At 35.4% G+C, this 24,367-nt stretch carries 28 protein-coding genes and 1 other annotated feature; of the genes, 3 read left to right on the forward strand and 25 right to left on the reverse strand.

Annotated features, from left to right (window positions below; all coding sequences use genetic code 11):
• Positions 1–3: 3 nt before the first annotated feature.
• From MHH81_RS13525 to MHH81_RS13640, 24 genes are all read right to left on the reverse strand, one after another.
• Complete coding sequence (locus tag MHH81_RS13525; RefSeq protein WP_340922082.1) at positions 4–537, reverse strand: Spo0B domain-containing protein; 534 nt, start codon at positions 535–537, stop codon at positions 4–6.
• 140 nt (positions 538–677) lie between these two features.
• A complete protein-coding gene (rpmA, locus tag MHH81_RS13530; RefSeq protein WP_090564003.1) occupies positions 678–968 on the reverse strand; it encodes a 50S ribosomal protein L27 in 291 nt (96 codons plus the stop codon).
• A 12-nt stretch (positions 969–980) separates the two neighbouring features.
• A complete protein-coding gene (locus tag MHH81_RS13535) occupies positions 981–1,316 on the reverse strand; it encodes a ribosomal-processing cysteine protease Prp (protein WP_340922084.1) in 336 nt (111 codons plus the stop codon).
• Between the two features lies 1 nt (position 1,317).
• The gene (rplU, locus tag MHH81_RS13540; protein WP_340922086.1) at positions 1,318–1,626 is read right to left on the reverse strand and encodes a 50S ribosomal protein L21; all 309 of its coding nucleotides are present in this window, start codon (positions 1,624–1,626) and stop codon (positions 1,318–1,320) included.
• Positions 1,627–1,640: 14 nt separating this feature from the next.
• Positions 1,641–1,720: a sequence feature (ribosomal protein L21 leader region), on the reverse strand.
• Between the two features lie 51 nt (positions 1,721–1,771).
• On the reverse strand, positions 1,772–2,368 hold the full coding sequence (locus MHH81_RS13545) for a site-2 protease family protein (protein WP_340922088.1): 597 nt from the start codon (positions 2,366–2,368) through the stop codon (positions 1,772–1,774).
• On the reverse strand, positions 2,361–2,906 hold the full coding sequence (locus MHH81_RS13550; protein WP_340922090.1) for a hypothetical protein: 546 nt from the start codon (positions 2,904–2,906) through the stop codon (positions 2,361–2,363). Before MHH81_RS13550 ends, MHH81_RS13545 begins: the two co-directional genes overlap by 8 nt.
• A 103-nt stretch (positions 2,907–3,009) precedes the next feature.
• A complete protein-coding gene (gene minD, locus MHH81_RS13555; protein ID WP_340922092.1) occupies positions 3,010–3,810 on the reverse strand; it encodes a septum site-determining protein MinD in 801 nt (266 codons plus the stop codon).
• 1 nt (position 3,811) lies between these two features.
• A complete protein-coding gene (minC, locus tag MHH81_RS13560; RefSeq protein ID WP_340922095.1) occupies positions 3,812–4,483 on the reverse strand; it encodes a septum site-determining protein MinC in 672 nt (223 codons plus the stop codon).
• Between the two features lie 36 nt (positions 4,484–4,519).
• Positions 4,520–5,047 carry a rod shape-determining protein MreD gene (mreD, locus tag MHH81_RS13565; RefSeq protein WP_340922097.1) on the reverse strand — a complete coding sequence of 176 codons (528 nt, stop codon included), beginning with the start codon at positions 5,045–5,047 and terminating at the stop codon, positions 4,520–4,522.
• Positions 5,044–5,946, reverse strand: coding sequence for a rod shape-determining protein MreC (gene mreC / locus MHH81_RS13570; RefSeq protein ID WP_340922099.1), 903 nt, complete (start codon positions 5,944–5,946; stop codon positions 5,044–5,046). The genes mreD and mreC overlap by 4 nt, the downstream gene beginning before the upstream one ends.
• Before the next feature lie 13 nt (positions 5,947–5,959).
• Positions 5,960–6,979, reverse strand: coding sequence for a rod shape-determining protein (locus MHH81_RS13575; RefSeq protein WP_340922101.1), 1,020 nt, complete (start codon positions 6,977–6,979; stop codon positions 5,960–5,962).
• A 95-nt stretch (positions 6,980–7,074) separates the two neighbouring features.
• The gene (gene radC, locus MHH81_RS13580) at positions 7,075–7,776 is read right to left on the reverse strand and encodes a RadC family protein (RefSeq protein WP_340922103.1); all 702 of its coding nucleotides are present in this window, start codon (positions 7,774–7,776) and stop codon (positions 7,075–7,077) included.
• Positions 7,773–8,375 carry a Maf family protein gene (locus tag MHH81_RS13585; RefSeq protein WP_340922105.1) on the reverse strand — a complete coding sequence of 201 codons (603 nt, stop codon included), beginning with the start codon at positions 8,373–8,375 and terminating at the stop codon, positions 7,773–7,775. The genes radC and MHH81_RS13585 overlap by 4 nt, the downstream gene beginning before the upstream one ends.
• A 94-nt stretch (positions 8,376–8,469) precedes the next feature.
• On the reverse strand, positions 8,470–9,117 hold the full coding sequence (locus tag MHH81_RS13590) for a hypothetical protein (RefSeq protein ID WP_340922107.1): 648 nt from the start codon (positions 9,115–9,117) through the stop codon (positions 8,470–8,472).
• A gap of 86 nt (positions 9,118–9,203) precedes the next feature.
• Complete coding sequence (locus MHH81_RS13595; RefSeq protein WP_340922109.1) at positions 9,204–9,959, reverse strand: prepilin peptidase; 756 nt, start codon at positions 9,957–9,959, stop codon at positions 9,204–9,206.
• A 10-nt stretch (positions 9,960–9,969) separates the two neighbouring features.
• The gene (locus MHH81_RS13600) at positions 9,970–11,529 is read right to left on the reverse strand and encodes a diguanylate cyclase (protein WP_340922111.1); all 1,560 of its coding nucleotides are present in this window, start codon (positions 11,527–11,529) and stop codon (positions 9,970–9,972) included.
• Between the two features lie 76 nt (positions 11,530–11,605).
• Positions 11,606–12,292 carry a potassium transporter gene (locus MHH81_RS13605; RefSeq protein ID WP_340922112.1) on the reverse strand — a complete coding sequence of 229 codons (687 nt, stop codon included), beginning with the start codon at positions 12,290–12,292 and terminating at the stop codon, positions 11,606–11,608.
• Positions 12,292–12,885: a PilN domain-containing protein gene (locus tag MHH81_RS13610; protein WP_340922114.1), complete on the reverse strand. Its 594-nt coding sequence runs from the start codon at positions 12,883–12,885 to the stop codon at positions 12,292–12,294. The genes MHH81_RS13605 and MHH81_RS13610 overlap by 1 nt, the downstream gene beginning before the upstream one ends.
• The gene (gene pilM, locus MHH81_RS13615) at positions 12,885–13,859 is read right to left on the reverse strand and encodes a type IV pilus biogenesis protein PilM (protein ID WP_340922116.1); all 975 of its coding nucleotides are present in this window, start codon (positions 13,857–13,859) and stop codon (positions 12,885–12,887) included. Before pilM ends, MHH81_RS13610 begins: the two co-directional genes overlap by 1 nt.
• 134 nt (positions 13,860–13,993) lie before the next feature.
• The gene (locus tag MHH81_RS13620) at positions 13,994–14,467 is read right to left on the reverse strand and encodes a type II secretion system protein (protein ID WP_340925249.1); all 474 of its coding nucleotides are present in this window, start codon (positions 14,465–14,467) and stop codon (positions 13,994–13,996) included.
• Between the two features lie 98 nt (positions 14,468–14,565).
• Positions 14,566–15,771: a type II secretion system F family protein gene (locus MHH81_RS13625; protein ID WP_340922118.1), complete on the reverse strand. Its 1,206-nt coding sequence runs from the start codon at positions 15,769–15,771 to the stop codon at positions 14,566–14,568.
• Positions 15,771–16,811 (reverse strand): type IV pilus twitching motility protein PilT, encoded by a 1,041-nt coding sequence (locus tag MHH81_RS13630; protein ID WP_340922120.1) that lies wholly within the window; start codon positions 16,809–16,811, stop codon positions 15,771–15,773. Before MHH81_RS13630 ends, MHH81_RS13625 begins: the two co-directional genes overlap by 1 nt.
• An 11-nt stretch (positions 16,812–16,822) precedes the next feature.
• The gene (locus MHH81_RS13635) at positions 16,823–18,487 is read right to left on the reverse strand and encodes a GspE/PulE family protein (protein ID WP_340922122.1); all 1,665 of its coding nucleotides are present in this window, start codon (positions 18,485–18,487) and stop codon (positions 16,823–16,825) included.
• Between the two features lie 21 nt (positions 18,488–18,508).
• Positions 18,509–19,873 carry a VanW family protein gene (locus MHH81_RS13640; protein ID WP_340922124.1) on the reverse strand — a complete coding sequence of 455 codons (1,365 nt, stop codon included), beginning with the start codon at positions 19,871–19,873 and terminating at the stop codon, positions 18,509–18,511.
• Between the two features lie 398 nt (positions 19,874–20,271).
• Between MHH81_RS13640 and MHH81_RS13645 the strand changes: the two genes are divergently transcribed.
• The 3 genes from MHH81_RS13645 to MHH81_RS13655 are packed head-to-tail and all read left to right on the forward strand — an operon-like array spanning position 20,272 to position 22,446.
• The gene (locus MHH81_RS13645; protein WP_340922126.1) at positions 20,272–20,754 is read left to right on the forward strand and encodes a PulJ/GspJ family protein; all 483 of its coding nucleotides are present in this window, start codon (positions 20,272–20,274) and stop codon (positions 20,752–20,754) included.
• Positions 20,755–20,771: 17 nt separating this feature from the next.
• Entirely contained in the window at positions 20,772–21,194 is a 423-nt protein-coding gene (locus MHH81_RS13650; RefSeq protein ID WP_340922128.1) for a prepilin-type N-terminal cleavage/methylation domain-containing protein, read from the forward strand.
• Between the two features lie 13 nt (positions 21,195–21,207).
• Entirely contained in the window at positions 21,208–22,446 is a 1,239-nt protein-coding gene (locus tag MHH81_RS13655; protein ID WP_340922131.1) for a hypothetical protein, read from the forward strand.
• Positions 22,447–22,643: 197 nt separating this feature from the next.
• Here the strand turns inward: MHH81_RS13655 and MHH81_RS13660 are convergent, their stop codons facing one another.
• Complete coding sequence (locus MHH81_RS13660) at positions 22,644–24,347, reverse strand: sensor domain-containing diguanylate cyclase (protein ID WP_340922133.1); 1,704 nt, start codon at positions 24,345–24,347, stop codon at positions 22,644–22,646.
• Positions 24,348–24,367 lie beyond the last annotated feature (20 nt).

Below are 24,367 nucleotides of genomic sequence, written 5' to 3' on the forward strand. Positions count from 1 at the left end.
ATTTCACTCCAATCTTTCACTTGCAATTAGTTTACATTTTATTTGGTTTTCTGTATTTACCAGTCTTTCTATTCGAAATAATTCATTCGATATTTCTTCCATCCACGAATAGGGAGACCAATCTCCAGTGATTTCAATAAAAATCTCCAATAATTCATCTGAATTGATATGAACTTTAAGTAATTGCTCTTGATATCCTCTAAGGTTCGGGTAAATGGATTGAACAAACCGATCTAAATAATCCCGAAGTGCAACATCGTATTTTTCTGCTCCACGTTTTAGAAGAGATGTTTGAACATCTAAAGTCATGTGATTATACTTCATAGTAAACGTCTGCAACCATTCATTCGTTGTTAATAATCCAGCGTTATTTATATCGAAGAACTGATTACATTTCTGTGAATACATATGAATTAAATTCTTTGCTTCCTCTTGTCTACCCATATCTAGATTCATTTGAATTAAATGCATTTGATTTAAAAAATCATGCATGGAATGGCGAAGTATTTCATTTATTGTTATTGGTTTATGACTCATATTAGTATACACACTCCAACGTTTACTATCCTTGTCTAGTATAACAGGTATAGCTACATTTTGCTCCAGAGTATAGGATAACTTTTATGTTTTTTGAAAATAAAAAAGGACCGCATAAATGCAGTCCTTTGATTTTTTGTTTAAGCTTCTTGAGCTACAGGATATACACTTACTTTTTTCTTGTCGCGGCCGAAACGCTCAAAGCGCACTACACCGTCAACTTTCGCAAAAAGTGTGTCATCTCCACCACGTCCAACGTTTTCACCCGGGTGAATTTTAGTACCGCGTTGACGGTATAAAATTGATCCGCCTGATACGAATTGTCCGTCAGCACGTTTAGCGCCAAGACGTTTCGATTGAGAGTCACGACCGTTACGAGTCGAACCTACTCCCTTTTTGGATGCGAAAAACTGAAGATTTAATTTTAACATATGTTCCACCTCCTACTGTTTGAAGGTTATTTTTATATATTTCCCATAATCTTGTTCAATCGTTTGTAAAGAAACAATCATCGCCTCTAGAATTAGCTGTATATTTGCAGCCTTTTCCGGATTTGTAATGCTTGGCACTTCAACGTATAAATAGCCTCCGTTACCTTTTTGCTCGATTATAGGTGTGATTTCTGTAAGGGCAATAATGGCATTTACTGCACCAAACGATACAGCCGAAGCACCTGCACAAACTAAATCTTTCCCATGTTCTGCAAAATCAGCATGTCCTTTCATTTCAAATGAATGAATAAGACCTGATTGATCTTTCATCACAGTCACTTTAATCATATTATAAGCTAATAGATTCTACTACTAATTTAGTGTATGGTTGACGATGACCTTGTTTTTTACGGTAGTTCTTTTTAGCTTTGTATTTGAAAACGATGATTTTTTTAGCTTTGCCATTTTTTACAACTTTCGCTGTAACTGTAGCACCTTCCACGAATGGAGCACCAACTTTAACATCATTTCCACCTACGAATAGAACTTTATCAAAAGTTACAACTTCATCAGCGTTAGCATCTAATTTTTCAATGTAGATTTCTTGCCCTTGTTCAACTTTGATTTGTTTCCCACCAGTTTCAATAATTGCGTACATATACTTGCACCTCCTCTTAGACTAAGACTCGCCTTACAAAAGGTGATCCGATTACTCGTATACTTGAACCTTTTCAGAGCGGTTGTAACAACGGGTGCTGTTACAAACAATAACATTAAAATAATAGCACATATAAAAATACGAGTCAAGCACTTCTAGTAATACGATCAAATGCAAGTTTGTACTTTCTAAATCTCCAATAAGCATAGTTTTGAAATGCGATAAATAAAAAAATAATCGAGATGGACATACCTTTAGGAAAGTAAAATAAACTGACATAAAAAATAAGCACACTAATCCAAATCGAAAAGCTTATTAATTCCACGTAATAATTTGGGAAAAATACGTATAATGCTCGTCCACCGTCCAGTGGAAAAATAGGAAGTAGATTTAACCCTAAAATAACCGTCTGAGTGAAAAATAGTATATTTGCTTGTGGAAAGTCTACAATAACACTAAAAACCATTAATAATAATGTACAGAAAGGGCCCATTAGAATAATAAAAAGCTGGTGGCTTCTTTTCAATCTGGAAAACTGCTCTATTTTTATTTCTCCACCATATGGGAGAATAGTGCAAGAACGAACTCTTGCCCCAACTACCTTTGCTCCTATTAAATGTCCTACCTCATGTATAAGCAAAGAGCCAAATACGATCGAATAAATGGCAATTTCTCCAGACAAATAAAAAAAGAGGAAAAACGGAATCATAATAGGATGTACCCGGTAAACTGGCTTATTCATTCGATGCGGTTAACCATTCTACTAGGTCGCTCGTTTCTAATAACTCCCCTTCTTTTTCTACTTGAATATAGAGAACTTTGCTCTCTACAGACGCAAAAATATCTCCAGCACTAATAGTTGTGTAAGGTAATTGGTAAAAATCTTCTACAAAACCAAAGGTAGCGGTTTCTCCAGAATCATACAAAATAGATAGCGTTTTACCCGTTTTTTTTGTATATCCTGTGAAAATAATTAATCCATCTTCCGAAGCATAAAGTTCTTGTATTTCATCAATGGCTAAAATAGCTCCTTTTTCAAAAGGTTGAATCGATTTATATTCGATTAAAGGTGGATTCGTCACAGGTGCACTAACACTTACTAAATCATCGGATGGATTAATCCACTCCATGACTTTCCTATATACTTCAGATGGCTTTTGAGGTGCCAGAAGTGATGTAGCGTAATCAGTAGATAACACATCATTTTTTTCGAATTTGTCCAACATTACAAACAAAATTACCAATGTAAATGCAAGCATCCATTTTTTTTTCGAAAGCATAACATTCCCCCTAAAAAGAATGTATGACTACCCAATCAAATTCATGAATATAAAAGAAGCTAACTCCAAATTATTAATGGAAGTTAGCTTCTCGCAAGTTATTTTATTTAGAGAAGATAGATTTAATTTTAGACATTACACCTTTTTTTTGCGTATCCATTGACATTAAAGGTACAGATTCACCTAGAATACGCCGTGCAATGTTGCGGTACCCAAGTGCTGCTCTATTACTTGGATCCATTACAACAGGCTCTCCTTTATTGGAAGAAGTAATAACATTCTCATCGTCTGGTATTATTCCCAATAAATCTATGGATAAATGTGTTGTAATTTCGTTTATATCAAGCGCTTCGCCTTTCACCATTAAATGTTGGCGAATGCGGTTAATAATTAACTTAGGAGGATCAATCGATTGCTCTTGTTCTAGTAAGCCAATAATTCGATCAGCATCACGAACTGCAGAAATCTCAGGCGTTGTGACAACAATTGCTTTATCTGCTCCAGCAATTGCATTTTTATACCCTTGCTCAATCCCTGCTGGACAATCGATTAAAACATAATCATAATCACGCTTCAGCTCTGTCACAAGCTCTCTCATTTGGTCTGGAGTGACAGCGTTTTTGTCTGTCGTTTGAGCTGCTGGTAATAAATATAACTTATCTTCAAAACGCTTATCTTTTACAAGCGCTTGATGAATCTTACAACGACCTTCCACGACATCTACTAAGTCATATATAATTCTATTTTCAAGTCCAAGAACCACATCCAAGTTTCTTAAACCAATATCCGTGTCCATTAAACAAACTTTCTTTCCTTGCAAAGCCAATGCAGTTCCAAGGTTTGCAGTTGTAGTCGTTTTACCGACACCACCTTTCCCTGAAGTTATTACGATTGCTTCTCCCACATTAGCTTCCTCCTTTAAATGTTGATATATTTGGTCTTAACAATCGAAGGTCTTGTAAACGGTCAATTGCGATAGAACCATTTGTATGTAAATAAGCACATTCCATTTCTGGTTTCTCTGATAGAATACCTGACTCCTCTGTCATCATTTCAACGACATTATCAATGATTAGATGCGTTGCCTCTAACCAAGAGGCTGCTATTACTGCATCTCTATTCCCACTAGAACCGGCATGTGCAATACCTTTTAGCCTACCGAGTACAAACACATTACCACCAGCAACAACTCGTCCATTCGGATTAACATCTCCAATGATTACTAAGTCACCTACTGCCGTTATTACTTGTCCTGATCGAACAATTCCAACGTACGTTTCTGACTGGTTTTCTAGTAATCTTCTATTACATTCTTCCACAGTCATTACTTCACTTTGAATCTTTGTTACTCGAAGATGTTCCGTTTGTTGTACACAGTTAATAATTTCTTTTGCCTGTTCGTCATTGCAATATCGATATCCAAGTTGTAATAGCACTTCAGCTTGACCTTCAAAACCTTCATCAGATACCTTTTTCGCTAACTCTTCTAAAAGCTCTGTATATGAACACTGATCGTCTAAACGTAATACAAGGCCCTCTTTCGTTCCTTTAATCGATATTAACTGCTTTTTCGTCAATCAAGTCACCTCAGATCTACAGTTTAACCAAAACTATTATTTTTGAAGAAGTAATGCTTTTTGATTAAACCGATTTAGAAGAATATATTTAAATGCCCACCCAAACATTAATAGGAATACTAGATTAGCAATCATCGTTGGGATGAGATTATATTGATAAAAATCAGTAAACGACATCGTTTTAATACCAATGAATGTATAAAATAAGAATAATAATGATTCAACTACAGCTACTAGAATTAGCGTCAAAATAGTAGCGACTATTAAGTGCTGATGGACAAACTTAACAACAAAGCTTGCAACTAAACACATTAATGGGTAAATAAAAGAATATAATCCAATAATATCAATGAAAAAGACATCATACAAGAGCCCAAAAAACAAAGCGTATAACATCGCTCGTTTGCGGTCGTAATAAATGGAGACAAATATTAAATACATGATTAAAAAGCGTGGTACTAAAACATAAAAATCTCCATTTAATTCAATTGGAGAAAATAGGCCAAAAATCGGTTCCATATAAAATAATAGAACCGACACAATAATTACTAGAAAACGAATCATGAGCCGTCCCCCGCACCTTCTGTTAAATCCTTCTCTGTATTATCTCCATCAGAACCATCAACAGAAGTAATAGACCGTTTAGAAATAATGACATGATCTAATATAGAGAAGCTTGCTGCTGGTTTAATGTAGGCAAGTTGTGTTAAACCATAATCATCTGTTGTTACTTCTGTCACTTCTCCAATTAAAATCCCTTTTGGGAAAATACCACCTAAACCAGAAGTAGTCACTTTTTGACCTTTTTTCACTTCAAAGTCTGAATCGATTCTTTTCATGATAAGTTCTTTACGCTTCTCATCGAACCCTTCAATTAACCCGAAAACTTCTTCTTCAGCTGCTATAACTGCAGAAACACGATAATTTGGATTTTGAGTAGATAAAAGTTCCACAGTAGAAGTATATGGTGTAGTCAATATGACTTTCCCTATTAATCCTTTAGAAGTCATAACAGCCATATTTGGTTCCACTCCATGAATTTCACCTTTATCAATAATGATTTTTTCTTCCCATTGATCGGGATTACGTGCAATCACTGTAGATTGAATTGGGTTAAACGCTCGGAGATTTTCTTCTTTATCTACAATGCCTCTTAACTCTTTATTTTCAAGCTGTAAATCGTTCACTTCAGCCTGTAAGGATGCATAATCTTCTAATCTAGCTTTCAATCGTTTGTTTTCATCATATGTATTAAGCAAAGACTCAACATTGTTAAAAATACCAGTAACATACTGGGTCGGCTTAGAAAACACCGTTTGTCCAAAACCGACCACATCTTTAATTAATTGTTCTGGTAATGATGCATGATTTCGATCGCGCAAAGAAAAGCTGATGAGTGCCACAAGAAAGATCATCCCTACAAGCAGCAAAATTAATCGCTTATTCGAAAAAAACTGTGGCATAACTCACTTCCCCTTAATGTTTGTTTTGTTGACGTTTTAATAGACCCATATGATCTAGTGCTTTTCCTGTTCCAATAGCAACACAATCTAATGGACTCTCGGCAATAAATACAGGCATATTTGTTTGGTCACTAATAACTTTGTCTAAATTTTTCAGTAATGCTCCACCGCCAGTAAGCATAATACCACGTTCCATTACATCCGCAGATAATTCTGGAGGAGTTTGCTCCAATGTCTTCTTCACACCATCAATGATAGATGAAATAGATTCACGTAAAGCACTTGCAATTTCTTTGGAAGAGATATCAATAGTCTTCGGTAATCCCGTAACTAAATCTCGGCCACGAATGTCCATTTTATCTTCTATTCCTGTTACTCTCGCAGAGCCAATTTCCATTTTAATCGATTCAGCTGTACGTTCACCAATTGTTAAGTTATACGTTTTACGAACATAGCTAGTAATAGCTTGGTCCATTGCATCTCCGCCTACTCGAACGGACTCACTCGTTACAACTCCCCCAAGGGAAATGACTGCTACCTCTGTCGTACCTCCACCTATATCAACGACCATACTTCCAGTAGGTTCCCAAACAGGTAAATTTGCTCCGATTGCAGCAGCAAATGGCTCTTCAATTGTTATGGCATCACGAGCTCCCGCTTGTTTTGCAGCATCAATTACAGCACGTTGTTCTACGGAAGTAATTCCGAATGGCACACAAATCATCACATTTGGTTTGCTCCAAGACATACCAGACGCCTTCATCGCATTTCTTAAATAATATTCTATCATTGCAGATGTCGTATCAAAATCCGCAATAACACCATCTTTCATTGGACGTATAGCTACAATCGAACCTGGAGTTCGACCGATCATATTTTTTGCATCGTTACCAACAGCAACAATTTCACCGTTTTGCACATTTTTTGCAACTACAGAAGGCTCTCTTAATACAATGCCCTTCCCTTTTATAAAAACAAGCGTATTCGCTGTCCCTAAATCGATTCCAACATCTCTTGATCCAAATCCAAACACTATTACTTACTCCCTTTCTATCTCTTACAAGTTTCACTTAATTGTTTTAAAGTCATAACTCTCATTATAACGGATAGAAGAGAAAAAGCACAGTGTCACATATACCCTTTTTCTTTTAAACTAATAAATTGATGGTCCCCTATGATGACATGATCTATCAATTCGATTCCCATCAGCTGTCCAGCCTCAAGCAATCGTTTCGTTACATCAATATCTTCTGAAGAGGGCGTGGGATTGCCGGAGGGATGGTTATGCGCACAGATAATAGAGGCAGCGGAGCGTTTCACAGCTTCTCGAAATATTTCTCTTGGATGTACGATAGAAGCATTAAGGGAGCCGATAAATACAGTTTGTTTATGAAGAATTTGGTTTTTGACATTTAGGAAGAGTACTACAAAATGCTCCTGTTTTAACGAGGTCATATCTGGCATTAAGTATGTAGCGGCATCTTTCGGAGAGCGGATCGTAAATTTTTCGTCTGTTACTTGCTGAGACAATCTTCTACCTAGCTCAACTGCTGCAAGGAGCTGCACGGCCTTTGCTTCACCGATACCTTTCACAGACATAATTTCTTCCATGGTAGTATTTTTTAATTCTTGTATTTGTTCAATAAAATTAAGCACACGGTTCGCAAGATGTAGAACAGACTCTTGCTTCGTACCTGTACGAAGCAAGATCGCTATTAGCTCTTGGTTGGATAAACTTTGCGCACCTTGTCTAATAAGTCTCTCTCGAGGTCGATCGGCCATATGTACATCTCGGATCATTAAGGCAGCAGGTGGTAAGTTTATGGTCATTTACTCAGCTCCTTATCAAATTCTATTATGTGAAGATTTAATAGCGTTTGAAACAAGCGACTAATTGGAAGCCCAACGACATTATTGTAATCTCCTTGGATTTTTTCGACAAATAATCCTCCCATTGTTTGAATACCATATGCACCAGCTTTATCTAGAGAATCCCCTGTAGCTACATAAGCATCAATCTGCTCATCGGTTAAATCGTAAAATTTCACTAGTGTAGATTCTGTGAAACCTAAACTGCTTCCCAGCCCTTGAATGGAGACACCCGTTATAACATTATGCACTTTACCCGATAACTTCTGCAGATACTTTTTAGCTTCCTCATTATTTGCCGGCTTAGAGAGCAGTTCATTTCCTAAACGAACCGTTGTATCTGCCCCAATAACAACTGCATGAGGATTTTTCTCTGCAATAGCAGTTGCTTTCAGTTTGGCAATGGAAAGCGCAAATTCTTCCGGTGTATGTTCTCCTTCTACTTCTTCATTTACACTTGAAGGTTGTACTTCAAATGGAATTCCTAATTTACCAAAAAGCTCCTTCCTTCTTGGAGATTCACTTGCTAAAATAATTTGGTGATTCGTCATGATTTTCATGGTTAATTCCCCCTTTTCAATAGCATACAAAAGAAATCAAAAAATGGGAATTGTGTAGAAATCGCGACTATTTCATTTTGGGCCCTTTTTAAGCTCAGAAACTCAATTCTACACATCTATTCTGATCTAAATAATGAGAAAAAACATGTAATCTCATAACCGAAGAAACATCTGAAAACGTTGATACCGCTTGCACAATGCTTGTTAGGTCATCCGGATAATCTTCCTTTTTTACGATAGAGTCAAAGAAATTTTTCGAGATATTTTCTTCTTGTAAAACTGTCATGATTTTTTTCACTTTTGGATCTTCACATCCGTTTGTTGAAATGTATAGATTTTTAATAAAAGTAGGGAGCGCTTCCTGTTGAGAACTAGGCACGTCGTTCACAAATAATTCACTCCAAACAAAAAATTGATTTTCTACTTGAACAATACTCGCTTTCACTAGAGTCGGTTCCGTAGCCATAAAATCTATAGCACTTTCCTTTGTTGTAAACATTCCATATTGTTTCGCTTTAAAAGCTAGCAATCCATCAGCTGCTACTTCTACTTTCTCTTCTTCTCCATCTTCCTTCTCCTTTACAGTATTAGGGGCAGTAATTTCTTCTTCATTTTCTACTTTTTTCTCATTCGCAAAATTTAATATAAAACCAAAAAGTAAAACTCCAATTACTCCAATAACAAGCCCTTGAACGGCTGCTAATATTATCTTTTTTCTAGGATTCCGCCTTCTAATCGGCATAATATCACCTCTTTTTTCACAACCTTATCACGAAAAACATAAAAAAAGACGAGACCTATGTCGGCTCGCCCTAAAAATTTATCGAGTTAAAAAAACAAATTCATATACCAATCGACAAGTGCTCCCCCATAAAAATACGAAATCACTGCAGCAATGGCAATAGAAGGTCCAAATGGAATCGGTGTCTTACGCCCTTTTTTCGCAATTCGTAATGAAATGATTCCGAAAATAGTCCCAATAATGGACGCTAAAAACAATGTCAATAATGTAGACACTGTACCTAGTACAAGTCCAATGACGAAGAATAACTTAATATCCCCGCCACCCATTCCACCTTTCGACAATACTGCAATTAAAAACAATACACTAAAACCAATTACCGCTCCAAGTAAACTATCCCACCAAGGGGTAAGAGGAGCTAAAATTCTAGCACCGACTAAAGGAATTAAAAAGAATAATAGAATCTTATCCGGAATGAGCATATACGCAATATCGGAAACCGTAATAATGACAAGCAAGGAAATAAATAAAATGGCTACAATAAACTCTTTGGAGAAACCTAACTGAGCAAATGCAAACGCAAATAATAAACCCGTTACTAGTTCCATCACTGGATACACCCAATGAATCTTTGTCCCACAGCCTCTACATTTTCCTTTTAAAAACACATAGGAAAACACAGGAACTAAATCACGCACAGTTAGATTTCGATCACAGATCGTACAATGGGAAGGAGGACGAACAATAGACTCCCCCATCGGCACACGCAAGCCCACTACGTTAAAAAAAGACCCAAATACTAGCCCATATATAAACATAACCAACATTAGTGCAATTTCCATGATAAACACCTTATTTCATACTTTTTAAACTTTCTTTATCTTTATACATATCCATATCCGCCTGATGGAATAAATCCTCAAAAGTAAGCGCGTGATCCGGATAAAACGCAATACCGATACTAGGTTCTATTTCTACAATAATACCCTTAGATTCAAAACGGTTTGCCGCAAACAAAGAGCGTAAACGCACTAACCATTCATAAAATAAGTCTCTTGACGCGAAGTCATGCAAAAACAAGACAAATTCGTCCCCACCAAAGCGTGCAACTAAATCATTCTTCCGAACAGCCTTTTTCAAAATATTAGCTGTATGTTGAAGCACTTGATCACCCAAACTGTGACCAAATTGGTCATTGACTTCTTTAAAGTGATTCAGATCAAGTAAAATTAATACACCCATATTATTTGTTTGATTGGCTATTTCTACTAATCGTCTACGTACTTTCGTCACAAAATAAGCACGATTATGTAGATTTGTTAATGCATCATGATAAGCCATATGCAAAATAATCTTTTCCTTCTCTACCTCGTCCGTAACATCTCGCCACATTAAGTAATAGATTTTTTCCTCTCCAGTAGACACTATCGATGCATCAATTGCAAAGTGGGAGACTCCAGCCCTATGCAAAAGCTCAAAAGACATCTCATACCCATGAACCGTTCCATTTTCTTGGAGCTCAAATGCCAGTTTTCGGAGCTTCTTTTGATTGTTCTTGGTGTGAGCAAATTTCATCATGTTGACAGCAAATTGATCATGTAAATTTAACATCAGCTCCGCGCGCTCATTTATCTCTAGAATATCCCAGTTTGCATTAACGATCATAATGGACACAGGACTCAAGTCGAACATCGTTTGATACCTTTTAGTTACATTCGGTAATAAACGATAGCGCATCACCGAAATTGATAACAGTATCGAGAACACAAACCCTTCATAAATAAACGTATAGGGAGGAAGATCGGGTGCAAAATCTGGATACCCCAATCCAATATTCAAAAATAAGATAACTAGCGTACTTGTCATTAAAAAACGAAGTAAGTTTCTTTGCTGTATTACTCTGGTCTTCCGATAACCAGCAACTAATATAAAAAACATCACTAAGATAAAAACATTTGAAACCGTCATCGTTGCATAATATTGCATGTTGAAAACAGGAACATACCAAATTCCTTTTGCTTCATACTGTGTATTGGAAATTAGATTGTAATTAAATAATTGAGCAACGATCGCTACTAAGAAGGGAACATAAAAAATAGTCGGATAAAAAGGCTTTCTCAACCGCTCATGTGAAATGGCCAAAAATGTAAATAAATGAAAAGTAATACCTACAACGAGCAACCCTAAATTTCCAAAGAACAGTTTCGTCAAAGTTGCACTATATTCCATTGGTAATAAGTGTCGAAAAAACTCTTCAAAAAAAAGGAGACTGTAGATGAACACGACAGAAGCAACCAGTCTATTTTCTAGTCTTTTCGGATGCTGCGAAATAACGACACAAGCCATCCCAAATAAATAGAGAGCCGGGAGGATATATGCACACAAATATATACTTAACTGACTAATAGACATTCGCTTTACCCCTCCCTTCAAAGTTCCTTAACATAGTAGTTATCCACAAAAATAGAGCGAGTAAACAGTTGAACATTTACTCGCCGTCGTAATAGAACGTAGTCAATTGAATTTCAGCAGAAATCGTTTCTTCTGAATCCAATTCGTACAATTGTTCCTCACCTGGCATGGAGAACCCTATTTGATCGACACGAACAATTCGTTCTAAGTTTTCAAGTTCTTCGATAAATACTTTTAGGTGGTCATAGTCTTTTGTTAGTACCGAAATATTAAAAGTTATTAGCTTTAATTGAGGAGGAAGCACAATATTAGCTACTGGTGAAACAGGTGTTTCAGTAGCTGTATTCTCTTCTGTTGGTTCAGCATTCTCTGTTTGTGTTCCTTCTTCCGTTTGCGTTGGGGCAAGTGGAGAATCAGAAACAGCTGCGTCATAATTATTAAAATTTATAGATTCTATTTTAGATTCACTAATAAGTTCTACTTCTTCAATCGAGCGAATTAGCTCGTCTAAAGCACGTGTTAACGGAACTTTCTTTTGTAGAGCAAACGTATTTTGCTCTGGCTCTACTTCTTCATTCGGAGCAGTTAATTGCTCATTTAATACGGCAATCTCATTGCGAACATTGCTTACCGTTATTTCTTTCGTACTTTTTTCTTCGTTTAAAGGATAAATAACATAATAATAAATAGCCCCAAAGACAACTGTTACTAGTGCTGCTATTAATAGAAAACCCGTTTTCTTATTACTAACTAAATCATTCATCAACGGGCACCTCCTGCACTTAAATACGCTTGGTCAATTGTGAGGTCAATCATAGCAGAATAGCGCGGTTGCACATCAAAATCAGTCTCATCCGTATCCGTAGTTTCTTCTGAATTAACTTCTGGTTCAAAGGTTGATATTTCCTGAACTTTCACATCTGTAAAATAAGAACTGTTTAATAATTTTTCAATGAAAATAGAAAGGTCATTCATCGTCTCAAAATCAGCTGTAAGATTAACATCCATTTCTGCAAATTGATAGTCACGTAAATACGTGTTCTCTACTAACAATGATTGTACTTCTTCTATTAAAGGACTGACAGGATACGAGACACTCTCTACAAAAGTAACCGATGAAGATAGACTTCCTTGATCTTCAGAACTTGTAGAAGAAATTTGAGCAGCTAGCACTTCTTGTTCAGCTAACAATTGTGTTTCTTCAGTCGTTAACGCGCTAATATCTTTCTTTAAAGAGAATGATTGCATGATTAAAAAAATAATAATTACACCAAATACGATTAGACCCAAGATAATTACTAAATTATTGGACCTTTTACTTTCTATTTTTGGCAATAAATTAATTTCTGGAACCACTAATTTACCTCCTTGGTTACAAGTCCAATAAGTGGAACATGTCTAGCTTTAAGATTAGGGTATAACGACTGGACCTCTTCATTCCCAATATATGTAACTGGAGTTTCATAATTGGAACGAATTTCGGATAAGATATAACTCATATCTGGAGAATCTCCTAAAACAATCAATTCGTCTACAGCCTTTTCTCCTTTATAAAGCGAGAAACGATAGAAATTTAGAATTCGATCGATTTCAGCGATTTGATCCATTAATTGCATACGATATTCTTCTATTTCGCCATCATATGAAAATTGAACCGTTTGCTCATCTACTTGACGCCCTTGCCATTTTTGCATAGGAGTATCTATTGTTTGGTAGCGGAGGAACTCTAGTTTTCCAGGAGTATAAATACTAATGGAAACACCTGTAATCGACCAATCCGTAATAAGATAACTCTTTTTATCTGTAAATGCATTTATCTTTTCTAAAAAACGAATCGTAGATAATGAACGTACATCTGCAACTGTAGGAGTTAGCGAGACATCAGCTAATAAACCAGCCATCTTACTTACTTCCTCCGAAGGAGCAGCAAAAAGTGTTGCCTCTCCGTCATTCGGTTTCTCATCATACACATCAATAAGTGGATGTGAAAAAGGTAAATGAATGGTTTGCCCTAACTCCATTTCCACGTAAGCTTTTAGCTTAGAAGATGTCACATCAGAAGGATGCTCAAATGTCTTCATCATAACAGACTGATCTGGCACAAAGAAACGTACATCATGGCGTTTAATCCCCCACGTAGGAACTAGCTCTTTCAATTCATCATATAATGCCATCTCATCTCGGATAGTGTCTCCTTCAATGATACCTGGTTTTAACGGATGTTCATGAACGACGGATTGTTTCAAATCTAGGCTATTCATCACGATTGCCCGGATCAGATATTCATTCACTTCCAAAGCAACAAAGCACTTCTTTTTACTTTTGAACATAGCCGTTTACCCCCTCTATATTTCTATCTATATAATTATGTATGGTTAGTTTCACGTTTCAGGAAACGAATGGTTCGTTTGCTCAAAGGTGAAAATAATATTCTACAGCAGACTGGGTCTGCTGTAGAATATTATTATTGATTCATTGCTTTATTAAGTGCATTTTCTGTGATTGCTGTTGCGGGAGGTGTATATCCAGTAACAACATTACCTGCAACAGCTACTGTAAATTTAGAAATATTTTTAATATCTGCTAGTTTAGAATAAGTAACTGTCCATACATTTCCTACTTTCACAACTTGATCTGCAGCTACTAAAGTAACTCCTTCAACATACTTAGTAAGATCTGTATCTTCACAAGTTATAGTTTTAACTTTTGTAGTTGAATTTGTGGTTTCTTCACAAGCACCATCTAATGCTGCTAATTTCGCTGCCGAAAGAACGCTTGATGCATCAGCTAATATTGCCTTATCTCTTGAATTATCAATAACATTACCAATCGCAGGTACAGCAATTGCAGCTACAATAGCTAAAATAACGATTACCGCTAGAAGCTCGATAAGTGTTAAACCTTTTTGATTTTTAAGTATTTTTGTGAATTTTTTCATTTTATTAGTCCTCCTAGAATTAGTTTCAATCATTTCGTTCGGTGTTTCATTCATCATTGTTTTCACGACTTATCACCTCCTTTAATAGAAGACAATGATTAAATTTGTTCATACATACTAAACATCGGTACCATAATGGCCAAAACAATCGTTCCTACAACTGCTGCTAAAATCACAATCATGAGTGGTTCGATTAATGATTTCAATGTATCTACTGTCCGATCTACATCGTCTTCGTAGAATACTGCAATTTTTTCTAACATATAGTCAAGTGAACCTGTTTGCTCACCAATTGCCGTCATTTGTGTAACTAATGGTGGAAAAATCCAGCTTTTTTCAAGCGGAGCTGTTAGAGTACTCCCTTGTTCTAGGCTTGTCCGCGACTCACGCACTACTTTTGCAACTACTGGATTGCCGATTACTTTTTCGACAATCGTCAGTGCTTGTAAAATAGGCACTGAACTACTGAATAACGAAGAAAGTGTTCTAGTCATTCGAGCAATTGCAGACTTTTGAAGCAGCTTTCCGAAAATCGGGATTTTCAGTAACATGACATTTATAGAAAAATTGAATGCTTCATTTTTCTTATATAAGTAGTTGAAAACAATCACTACGATTATAATCAGCGCCAAAACAATATACCAAGATGATTGTAATATTTCACTAATACCCATGACCATTTTTGTGATGGTCGGTAATTCCGCACCCATATCTTCAAACATCGATACAAATTGTGGGACAATCGTTAGCATCAGAAATCCTGCAACAATAACGGTAAGAACTAGTAAAACGACTGGATATGCCATCGTCGACTGCACTTTCTTTTTCAAGTTGAATTGCTTTTCATATGAAAATGCTAATCTCTCTAAAGACTCGTCCAAATTACCAGTCGCTTCTCCTGCACGAATCATATTCACGAATAACTGCGGAAAAATTTTCGGATATCTTGCTGCTGCGTCTGAAAATGACAAGCCAGATTTTACATCTTCTTCTACTGATTGCAATGCTTTTTTCAAAGGTTTACTTGCAGTTTGTTCCGCTAATATTCTAGTAGATTCCAGTATAGAAACTCCAGCACGGATGAGCGTTGCGAATTGTCGACTGTAGATAACGAAATCTTGATTCTTTACTTTTCCCCCAATGGATAGCTCTTTGTGTAGAATGCTTTTGGACTCTTCCAGTTCCCTTGGGTTTATTCCTTGCGAACGAAGTTTCGTTATCGCCGCTTGTTTATTTATTGCATCCACAGTTCCTTTTTTTAATACCCCTTGAGCAGTTCGACCATTGTATTTAAATACAACCATCAATACTCACCTACATTCATAAACGGCTTTGCGGACTCTAGCGAAATCTTACCTGAAGTGACTAAAGTTTGAATCGATGATTCGAGTGTATGCATTCCAAGTGCTCGACTTGTTTGCATGACGTTTTGAATTTGATGTACTTTTTCATTGCGAATTAGGTTCGCTACAGATGGTGTTTGCACTAATATTTCAGTTGCCGCTACTCGACCTTTTGCATCATGTCGAACGAATAGCCTTTGAGAAATGATTCCTTGTAAAACATTCGCTAATTGAATACGAATTTGCCCTTGCTGATGCGGAGGGAATACATCTATAATTCGGTCAATAGTAGTAGGAGCGCTACTCGTATGCAGAGTCGCCATAACTAAGTGACCTGTTTCAGCTGCGGTAATGGCAGTAGAAATCGTTTCTAAATCACGCATCTCTCCAACTAGTATGACATCCGGATCTTGACGAAGTGCAGCACGTAAACCATTTGCAAAACTTTGTGTATCTGACCCGACCTCACGCTGGTTAATAACTGACTTTTTATGGGTATGCACATATTCAATTGGATCTTCTAATGTAATAATATGCTTTGATTGTGTTGTGTTAATATAGTCAATCATAGATGCAAGTGTTGTTGATTTCCCTGAACCCGTTGGACCAGTTACTAATATAAGACCTTGAGGTTTATCTGCTAAGGTATAAAGAACATTTGGCATTCCAAGTGTCTCAATCGCTGGTATTTTGAAATCGATCATACGCGCTGCAATCGACACATGTTTTTGTTGATGATAGGCGTTAATACGGAACCGACAAAGAGTTGGTAATTCGTAGCTAAAGTCCACCTCTCCTTTTTCATCGAACTCCTCCAATTCTGAAGCAGGTAAGATTTCTTTTAGCATTTCTCTTGTATCGGTTTCATCCAAATTCGTATCTCCGAAAGTTTGTAATGCTCCATTTACTCGAAACACAGGTGGAAGACCAACTGTAAGATGAAGATCGGATGCTCTATCATGAAAAGATTTTTCTAATAAGTCGATTATTGAAATTTTCATCTCATCGCCCCTCAATCGGTCGTTGCAACTCGAAGAACTTCTTCTGTTGTTGTTAACCCCTGTTGTACTTTCAATAGTCCATCTTCCAATAAACTATAAAAACCAGATTCTTTCATATGATTACGAAGAATTGCAGTGCTCTTCCCAGTTAAAATGACATCTTTCACAAACTCATCGACAGCTAGCACTTCATGAATAGCTACTCGACCTCTATAACCAGTATTATTACAAGAAGGACATCCTCTTCCCCGACGAACTTCATTTATTTCCATCCCACGTTCTTCAAAAATAATTTTTTCACGTTCATTTGGCATTTGCACTTCTTTACAATCACGGCAAACCTTGCGAACCAAACGTTGAGCAACAACTCCAACCAATGAAGATGAAAGTAAGAAAGGTTCTACGCCCATGTCCTTCATACGAGAAACAGATTCTACTGCACTATTCGTATGAAGCGTACTTAACACCAGATGTCCTGTTAGAGATGCGCGTACGGCTATTTGTGCCGTTTCTAAATCACGTATTTCCCCAACCATAACGATATCTGGATCTTGTCGTAAAATGGATCTTAATCCCGTAGCAAATGTTAACCCTACTTCATCACGAACTTGGATTTGGTTAATACCTTCCAGTTGATACTCTACCGGATCTTCTACGGTAATAACATTCACATCTTCTCCGTTTAAATGATTAAGCGTTGCATACAAAGTAGAAGATTTACCCGAACCAGTAGGACCTGTAATCAAGACGATTCCGTTTGGTCTTTCAATCATTTTTTTAAATGTCATGTAATTCTCTTTATTGAATCCAAGCTTATCTAAATTATTTAGAGCACTACTTAAGTCTAAAATACGCATAACTACTTTTTCTCCGTAAATTGTTGGTAAAGTAGAAACACGAATATCAACAGGCTTCATATTGACTGCTAGTTTTATACGACCATCTTGCGGTAATCTATTTTCTGTAATATTTAAATTACCCATAATCTTAATACGCGCTAAAATAACATTTTGCATATGCTTAGGTAAAGCTCTTTCCGTTTTCAACATACCATCTACCCGGTAACGAACACGTAATTCCGTTTCTTGTGGGTCAAAGTGAATATCACTAGCACGCTGCGCAACACCATTCGCAACAATTTGATTTACCAGTCGTACGATTGGTGAATCTTCATCTGTAATTTGTGTATCATTTTCCAACTCTTTTGGCGTCATATCCATTAATGCTTGATCCATGGACTCTTGTAAATCATAATATTTTGTTATCGTTCGAAACAAGTCATCTTTTGCAGCAATACTAGTTTCAATTTGGCATCCCGTAGCCATTCGAACTTCTTCAATAGCAAAATAATCCATTGGATCAGCCATTGCAATAAATAGTTTATTGCGATCTTTTCGTATTGGCATGATGTTCGTCCGTTTTGCCAACTCTTTTGGTACTAGATGAATAAGGTCTGGTTCAATTGAAAATTGATTTAAACTTACGTGCGGAATCCCTAACTGAAATTCTAGTATTTCAATTAATTGCTGCTCTGTAAGTAAGTTTTCTCTTATTAAAAAGTCACCTAGTTTTTCATCTCGACTTTTAGTTGTTAACGCGTACTCTAACTGCTCGTTACTGATTACATGAGATTCAACTAGTAAATCTCCTAACCTTTTCCGCGTGTTCGCTTTCATTCTCTTCGCCCCTCTACGCCATCATTTAGACTCTGGAACGATAATATTTCCAGCTTTATCGTAATAGCTACCTTTTGATAAACCGGTAGACTCATCCACTTCTGGTGGATTTTCAACATTTGTTCCATCCACTTCTATTGGTGTTGTTCGAGTTGTAGTAGGTGACTCTACATCTGGTAATCCATCGCCATTCAGATCGATTTCTAGGTCAGGATCAGTTACTGTTGTGGTTTCTGGAACGAGAGAAGACTTAAGAATAACTCTATTTACCGGTGGATAAAAATCTTGACTAATAAGTACTTCGTTTTGATATGGTCCTGTTTTGTCTGCAATAGTTCGGTAGGTAGAAACTCGAAGTCCCTCTTTCCCTTCGTGAACAAGTTTCTCTTCTCCCGCTTTTAACTCCGCTGAATAACGGTAAATTGTTCTTGGTTTAATTTGCTTTCGGTCGGTCACTCGATACGTAGCTGTTGTTTCAAGAGGTAGAGTATAAATTTCTACTAATAAACTAGGACCCTTTATCTGCACTTTTAAAGTTGCTGGCGCATCATTGTTATTTACAAATTTTAAATCTACATTCGTATTTTTTCTTATTTCCGCTTCAATTCCAGGCTCTAAATAATCTGGAATCTTTCCTTGCGAGTGTCGTTCCAATATTTCAAAATTCGTTTGTAAAATTACGCTATAGAGTACAGAAGCAACAAAATCTGAACTCTCATCATTTACGTCTAGCTCTAGATCATTTAATCGTTCCAATAGAGAAAATATATCACCATTTCCAATGACTTGTTCATTTAAAGTAGAAACGATGTTCTCTAAATCATTTGTATTCACAGGTATTTCCTCTATATCAAATGCAAGTCGTTCTAATTCAAATACAGAAGAATCTATAGCCACCGTCTCAATTGGATTTGGTGAAAGTAAGCCAACTTGAGAAACGATATTAGCAAGAGTTTCCTCCTTATTCAATTGAGTCTTTTGTTCAATTAAATTATTCACTTCTGGATTCATGCTAAATTGCATGGGTATATGAATAGAAGGAGTTGACTCCCAAAAAGTATACCAATGCTTGTCCAATTCCATTAGATATTGATCAACAGTAGCTTCCACATCAAACGTAAACCATTCTGGAAGTAATGTCAGATCTGAATTGTTTCCAGTTAAAAGAATGGGTTTTTCTTTCCATTCCAAAATTTTTGTATTTAATAAAGATATTATTTCATCTTTCCTTAGCAATTCCACTTCTTGTCCACCTATTGTAGAACTAGGTACCCCACTCTCTGCTTTCGCAAACTGTTGCAAAGAAGTGAAATTATTACTAGACCATAAATAAAAAAGAAAAAATGTTAATATTAGTAGTATAGAAGTTTTCCAAATAACTTTCACAATGCATAACTCCTTCAAATATATAGGCCAAAATAACTCTAGTTGCGTTAACAAAATTCCAATTAATGTATATAAACAAAGTATAATATCTCATTCAGAGAAATTGTACATATTACTTTAGAAACACCATTTTCTAAAACCTTTAAATCAACTAATAACAATTGATTCTTTATACTTATTTATATATGATTAAACTACCAATTACAAGACTAAAAAAGTAGGTTATATAAATTTAATTCCATCTTAACATAGCTTCTTCCAAGGCATACAATTAATATAAGAATTGAGAACTATGCATTTAATAGGAGAAGCACTTTTCTAATAGATTTTAGAGAGGAAATGAACTGTTAATCAGAAAAAAATACACGAATTTCGCAAACACAAAGGATGAATCCCTTATGTTAAATAATATCAAAAACAAAAATGGTTTTACATTAATTGAGATTCTAGCTTCTGTCGTGCTTTTAACTATAGTTATTTCCATGTTTCTATCTATTTTCCCCCAAATGGCGAATATGAATAATCGAACTGGAGATAATTTGGATGCAGCTAATGTGGGGAAAGAATTGCTGGTGTTAGTTAAAAAGAATGCTTATACTAGCTTTCTAAATAATGATTCGAATCTTATTATAAAAACAACCATTCGAAACTTAACTAAAAAAGAAGACCTTACTTCTTCCATTATATATGAAGGAACATATGACAAATTGGGGCAAACATTTTTTATAAAAATACAGATAAAAAAAATAGGAGAATTTCCTCCCCCTGATCAAAGTCAGTTTCACCAACTTCATCAAGTTATCATTGATGTGGATGTGAAAGAAATAAAGACAGATTCACCTACATTAACGACAACATATGGATATATAAAGGGTAATTGAAAGATAGAGGTGATAATGTGAAGAGAATAATGAATGAAAGAGGGATAACTTTAGTAGAATTACTAGCCGCTCTTGCATTGTTCGGAGTAATTTCTGTACTTATTTGGAATTTCTTTTTTCAAGCCTTAAATTTCAATGAAAGAGAAGTCACAAAAAATCAATTACAACAAGAAGCAAATTTGATTGTGAATACTATTCAGCAACTACATACAAAATCAACGATAAATAGCATAACTAGCTCTACCTCCAATAATACTTTGACAATTGATTATGATATTGATAATAAAAAAGTGGATTTTGATAAAAAAAATATTCTATACATTTTAGATACACCACCAATTGTTCCTAGTAAAGAGTTCAAATTTAAGCTAACTTTAGTGTCTTCAACAAATGGGTCTGTAAAATTCCCAGTAGAAACGACATTTAGTAAATTAAAATAAGGAGTGTAAAAAAATGAAGAAAATTCATAATGAACAAGGCTATACTCTTCTCCTTACAATGGTTCTAATTACTGTAGTAGTTTTACTCTTTGCAACTTTTACAATGAAAGCTCTGAGTCAACAAAAACAAGTGGAACAGACTGATGATAATTACGAAGTTACAGCGATAGCTGAAATGGGTGTGGAGTATTATCAAGCAAAAATCCTAAATGTAATTACTAAATATGCTGAAGAAACTAAAGATTATATTTTAAAGAACAATTTAAATTTACCAGAAAAGTCATCGGAAAAAACGTCATACAAGCAGGAACAATTAAGAAGTATGAACGATGATATTATCGCATTTTTAGAATCTTCAAAAGTAGAGAAAAACTTTACAAATAACTCCAATTTTATCAATTACAAAATTTCTAATATTATTGAACCAGTAGATTCTATTCAAGGACTTTTGGAAATTGATGTAACTGGACGAAATAAAACTAAATCAAAGATTATTACAGCAAAATTTGAAATTCCTTCAGACTTAGAAGATTATCAAAATTCAAATGATCCTAATAATGATAGCTCTAACATCGGTCACTTAATAATACCACCACCGTTACCCGAGAAACAATGTAGTCATATCACAGATATTAGCCAATGTTATTTTACAAGTCTGAATGATTTTAAAAAAGATAGTATCCAGAACAAAACTTTGTACTTTAAATTAAATAAAAATGAGACATTTCCAAATAGTAATAATTTCAATGATTTTCATTCAACACTTTACATTTATGGAAATTCAGAATTGAATTTCGATCACATTAGTGGAAATGATATAAAATTATATACCGAATCAAACCTAACCATTAATAAACATTTTGAGATGACAAATAGTTTGATTGAAACAAATAAAACTATTACATTTGATTTCAACACGGGATCAGATAAAAAAATGCTCACAAATTCTACGGTATTGGCAAATTATTTAGAAATAACACAAAAAAAGAACGAAAAGTATGATTTAGAATTAATAGATACCACTTTTTGCCTTAAAAAAGAGCCTTCTGATTTAACCCTTAGTCAAATTAAACTTCTTGGATCAAGTAACGTTTATGTATTAAAAGAAAATATTAGTAGTTCTACACAATCAGGAATAGTTGAATATCTTCCTGTAAAAGATTTTAATAGTTTTTGTAACTTAGGATCAGGATCATATAATTCCATTTCACCTTCAATAGATGGTCTAACTGCTGAAATAATTTATAAGTAAACAGCAAAGTGAAAGAACTACCGAAATTTCATTTTCCGCTGCTCAATTATTAATGATTAATCTCTTAGTGGAACAACGAAAACAAAAAAGACTTACTCCGACTAACGGCGATGTCCCTAGCATGCCATTAACCGCACTCCTGGTGAAAAAAATGAGAGAATCCATTTACTTCAGGATTCTCTCATTTTTCATTTGTTCTATTTCACATATTCCGCAACTCGATTTCTACCCGCCTGTTTCGCACCAATATAGAGTGCTCGATCCGCGTTTCGAATGAGTGACATACCCTCTTCACTATCATCTGGTGCTGAGGAAACACCGATACTTGCTGTGATAAATATTATTTCATCTCGAGAAACATCTGCCAAGTCCAGCTGCACTATAAATGGTGTTTGTTCAATTTTTAATCGAAGCTGCTCAGCAATACGCATTGCTTGTAACTTGGTGTAGTTCGGAAGAATAACAACGAACTCTTCCCCTCCATACCTTCCAACCGTTCCATTCGGACCTATTTCAGCTTTAATTATTTGTGCAAATTCTTGTAAAATAAGATTTCCACTATGATGGCCATATGAATCGTTTACTTCCTTAAATTTATCAATATCCAACATTATTAAAGACAAAGAATGATAAACACCAGCCGATAATTTTTTCATATCTATATCAATCTGTCTATCTAGATATCGATAATTATGAATCTTCGTTAACTCACAAATTTCGCTTTTGGCAACAGCTTCTCGTACATAATTTGCTTTCTCCACTGATACGGCAAAATAAGAACAAAGCAAATGTACAATTTTTAGTTGATAAGCTTGAAATGCATGTTTCTCTCTAGAAGCTAATATTAAAACGCCTTCTATTGTTTGATTACGATAGATTGGGACACACATGACGCTTTGCATATCCAACGTTAAAAATGGAGGCTTCATGTGAATCCACTCGGACTGTTTATTATATAAAATAGGATATCCCTTTTTATAGCCATTTCCAGCAAGACTATGCTTAATATCTTCATGAGAAAATTTTATCTCTTTATTTACTCCGTCTTCTATTGCTCGTAAAATAACAAACTGATTGTTAATATTATCAACAATATAGGCTGAATTCATAGGAAACATATTTGCTATTCGTTCTATAAACATATCGATAATTTCTTTTCCTGTCATTCTTTCTGCTAATTCATGTCCGAACTCACTTGCCTTGTTCAGATCTGCATTTACCTTTTCCGAGTCATTGTACATACGAATTAATAATGTAATCATTAAAAATGGAACACCTAATAGAACAAAAGCAATAGCTCCAACATAACTTTCTAAGAAAAATAAGCTTATACCAAAAGGTAGCGTAATCATTGTACAGATAACATCCCATGCAAAATCTTTTGTAAAAAAATCTGGTTTTAATCCAGTAGCTACCTGTCGAACATATAAAAGAACATGGTTAAGAATAATACTTAAAAAGGCATAAATGGAACCGTATATGACAACATCTTTAATGACTAAAGTACCTATATCGTATCCAAGCCAAATCACAAAAGAGCCACACGCAACAGAAATTACAAAAAACATAAAAGAACTATAATACAGTTTATATCTAGTCTCTTTATTTATTTTCATATGGTATATAAGAGGTATTAAACAAAGTTGCATCGCAACAAGTTCTGCTAAAATTCCGTAATTCAAAAAGAGTGCAAGGTTGACCCATTGAACAAGGATCATTGTCGCCCCTGCAATAAAAAAAGGAAAAATAGTCGTGAGCAAAGCAAGTACAACATAATAAAAATACAGATCCCATTCAATCGGCTTACTTGAAGCGAACCTATACACTAAAAAAGTACCGATTGGGACAACTAATAGCCACATGAAGAAAATATTCTGCTTGGCTTTTTTCGAAATATCCATAGGACTATTAATCTCCTTTT

The organism is Psychrobacillus sp. FSL H8-0484 (assembly GCF_038005325.1).
Taxonomy (GTDB): Bacteria; Bacillota; Bacilli; order Bacillales_A; family Planococcaceae; genus Psychrobacillus.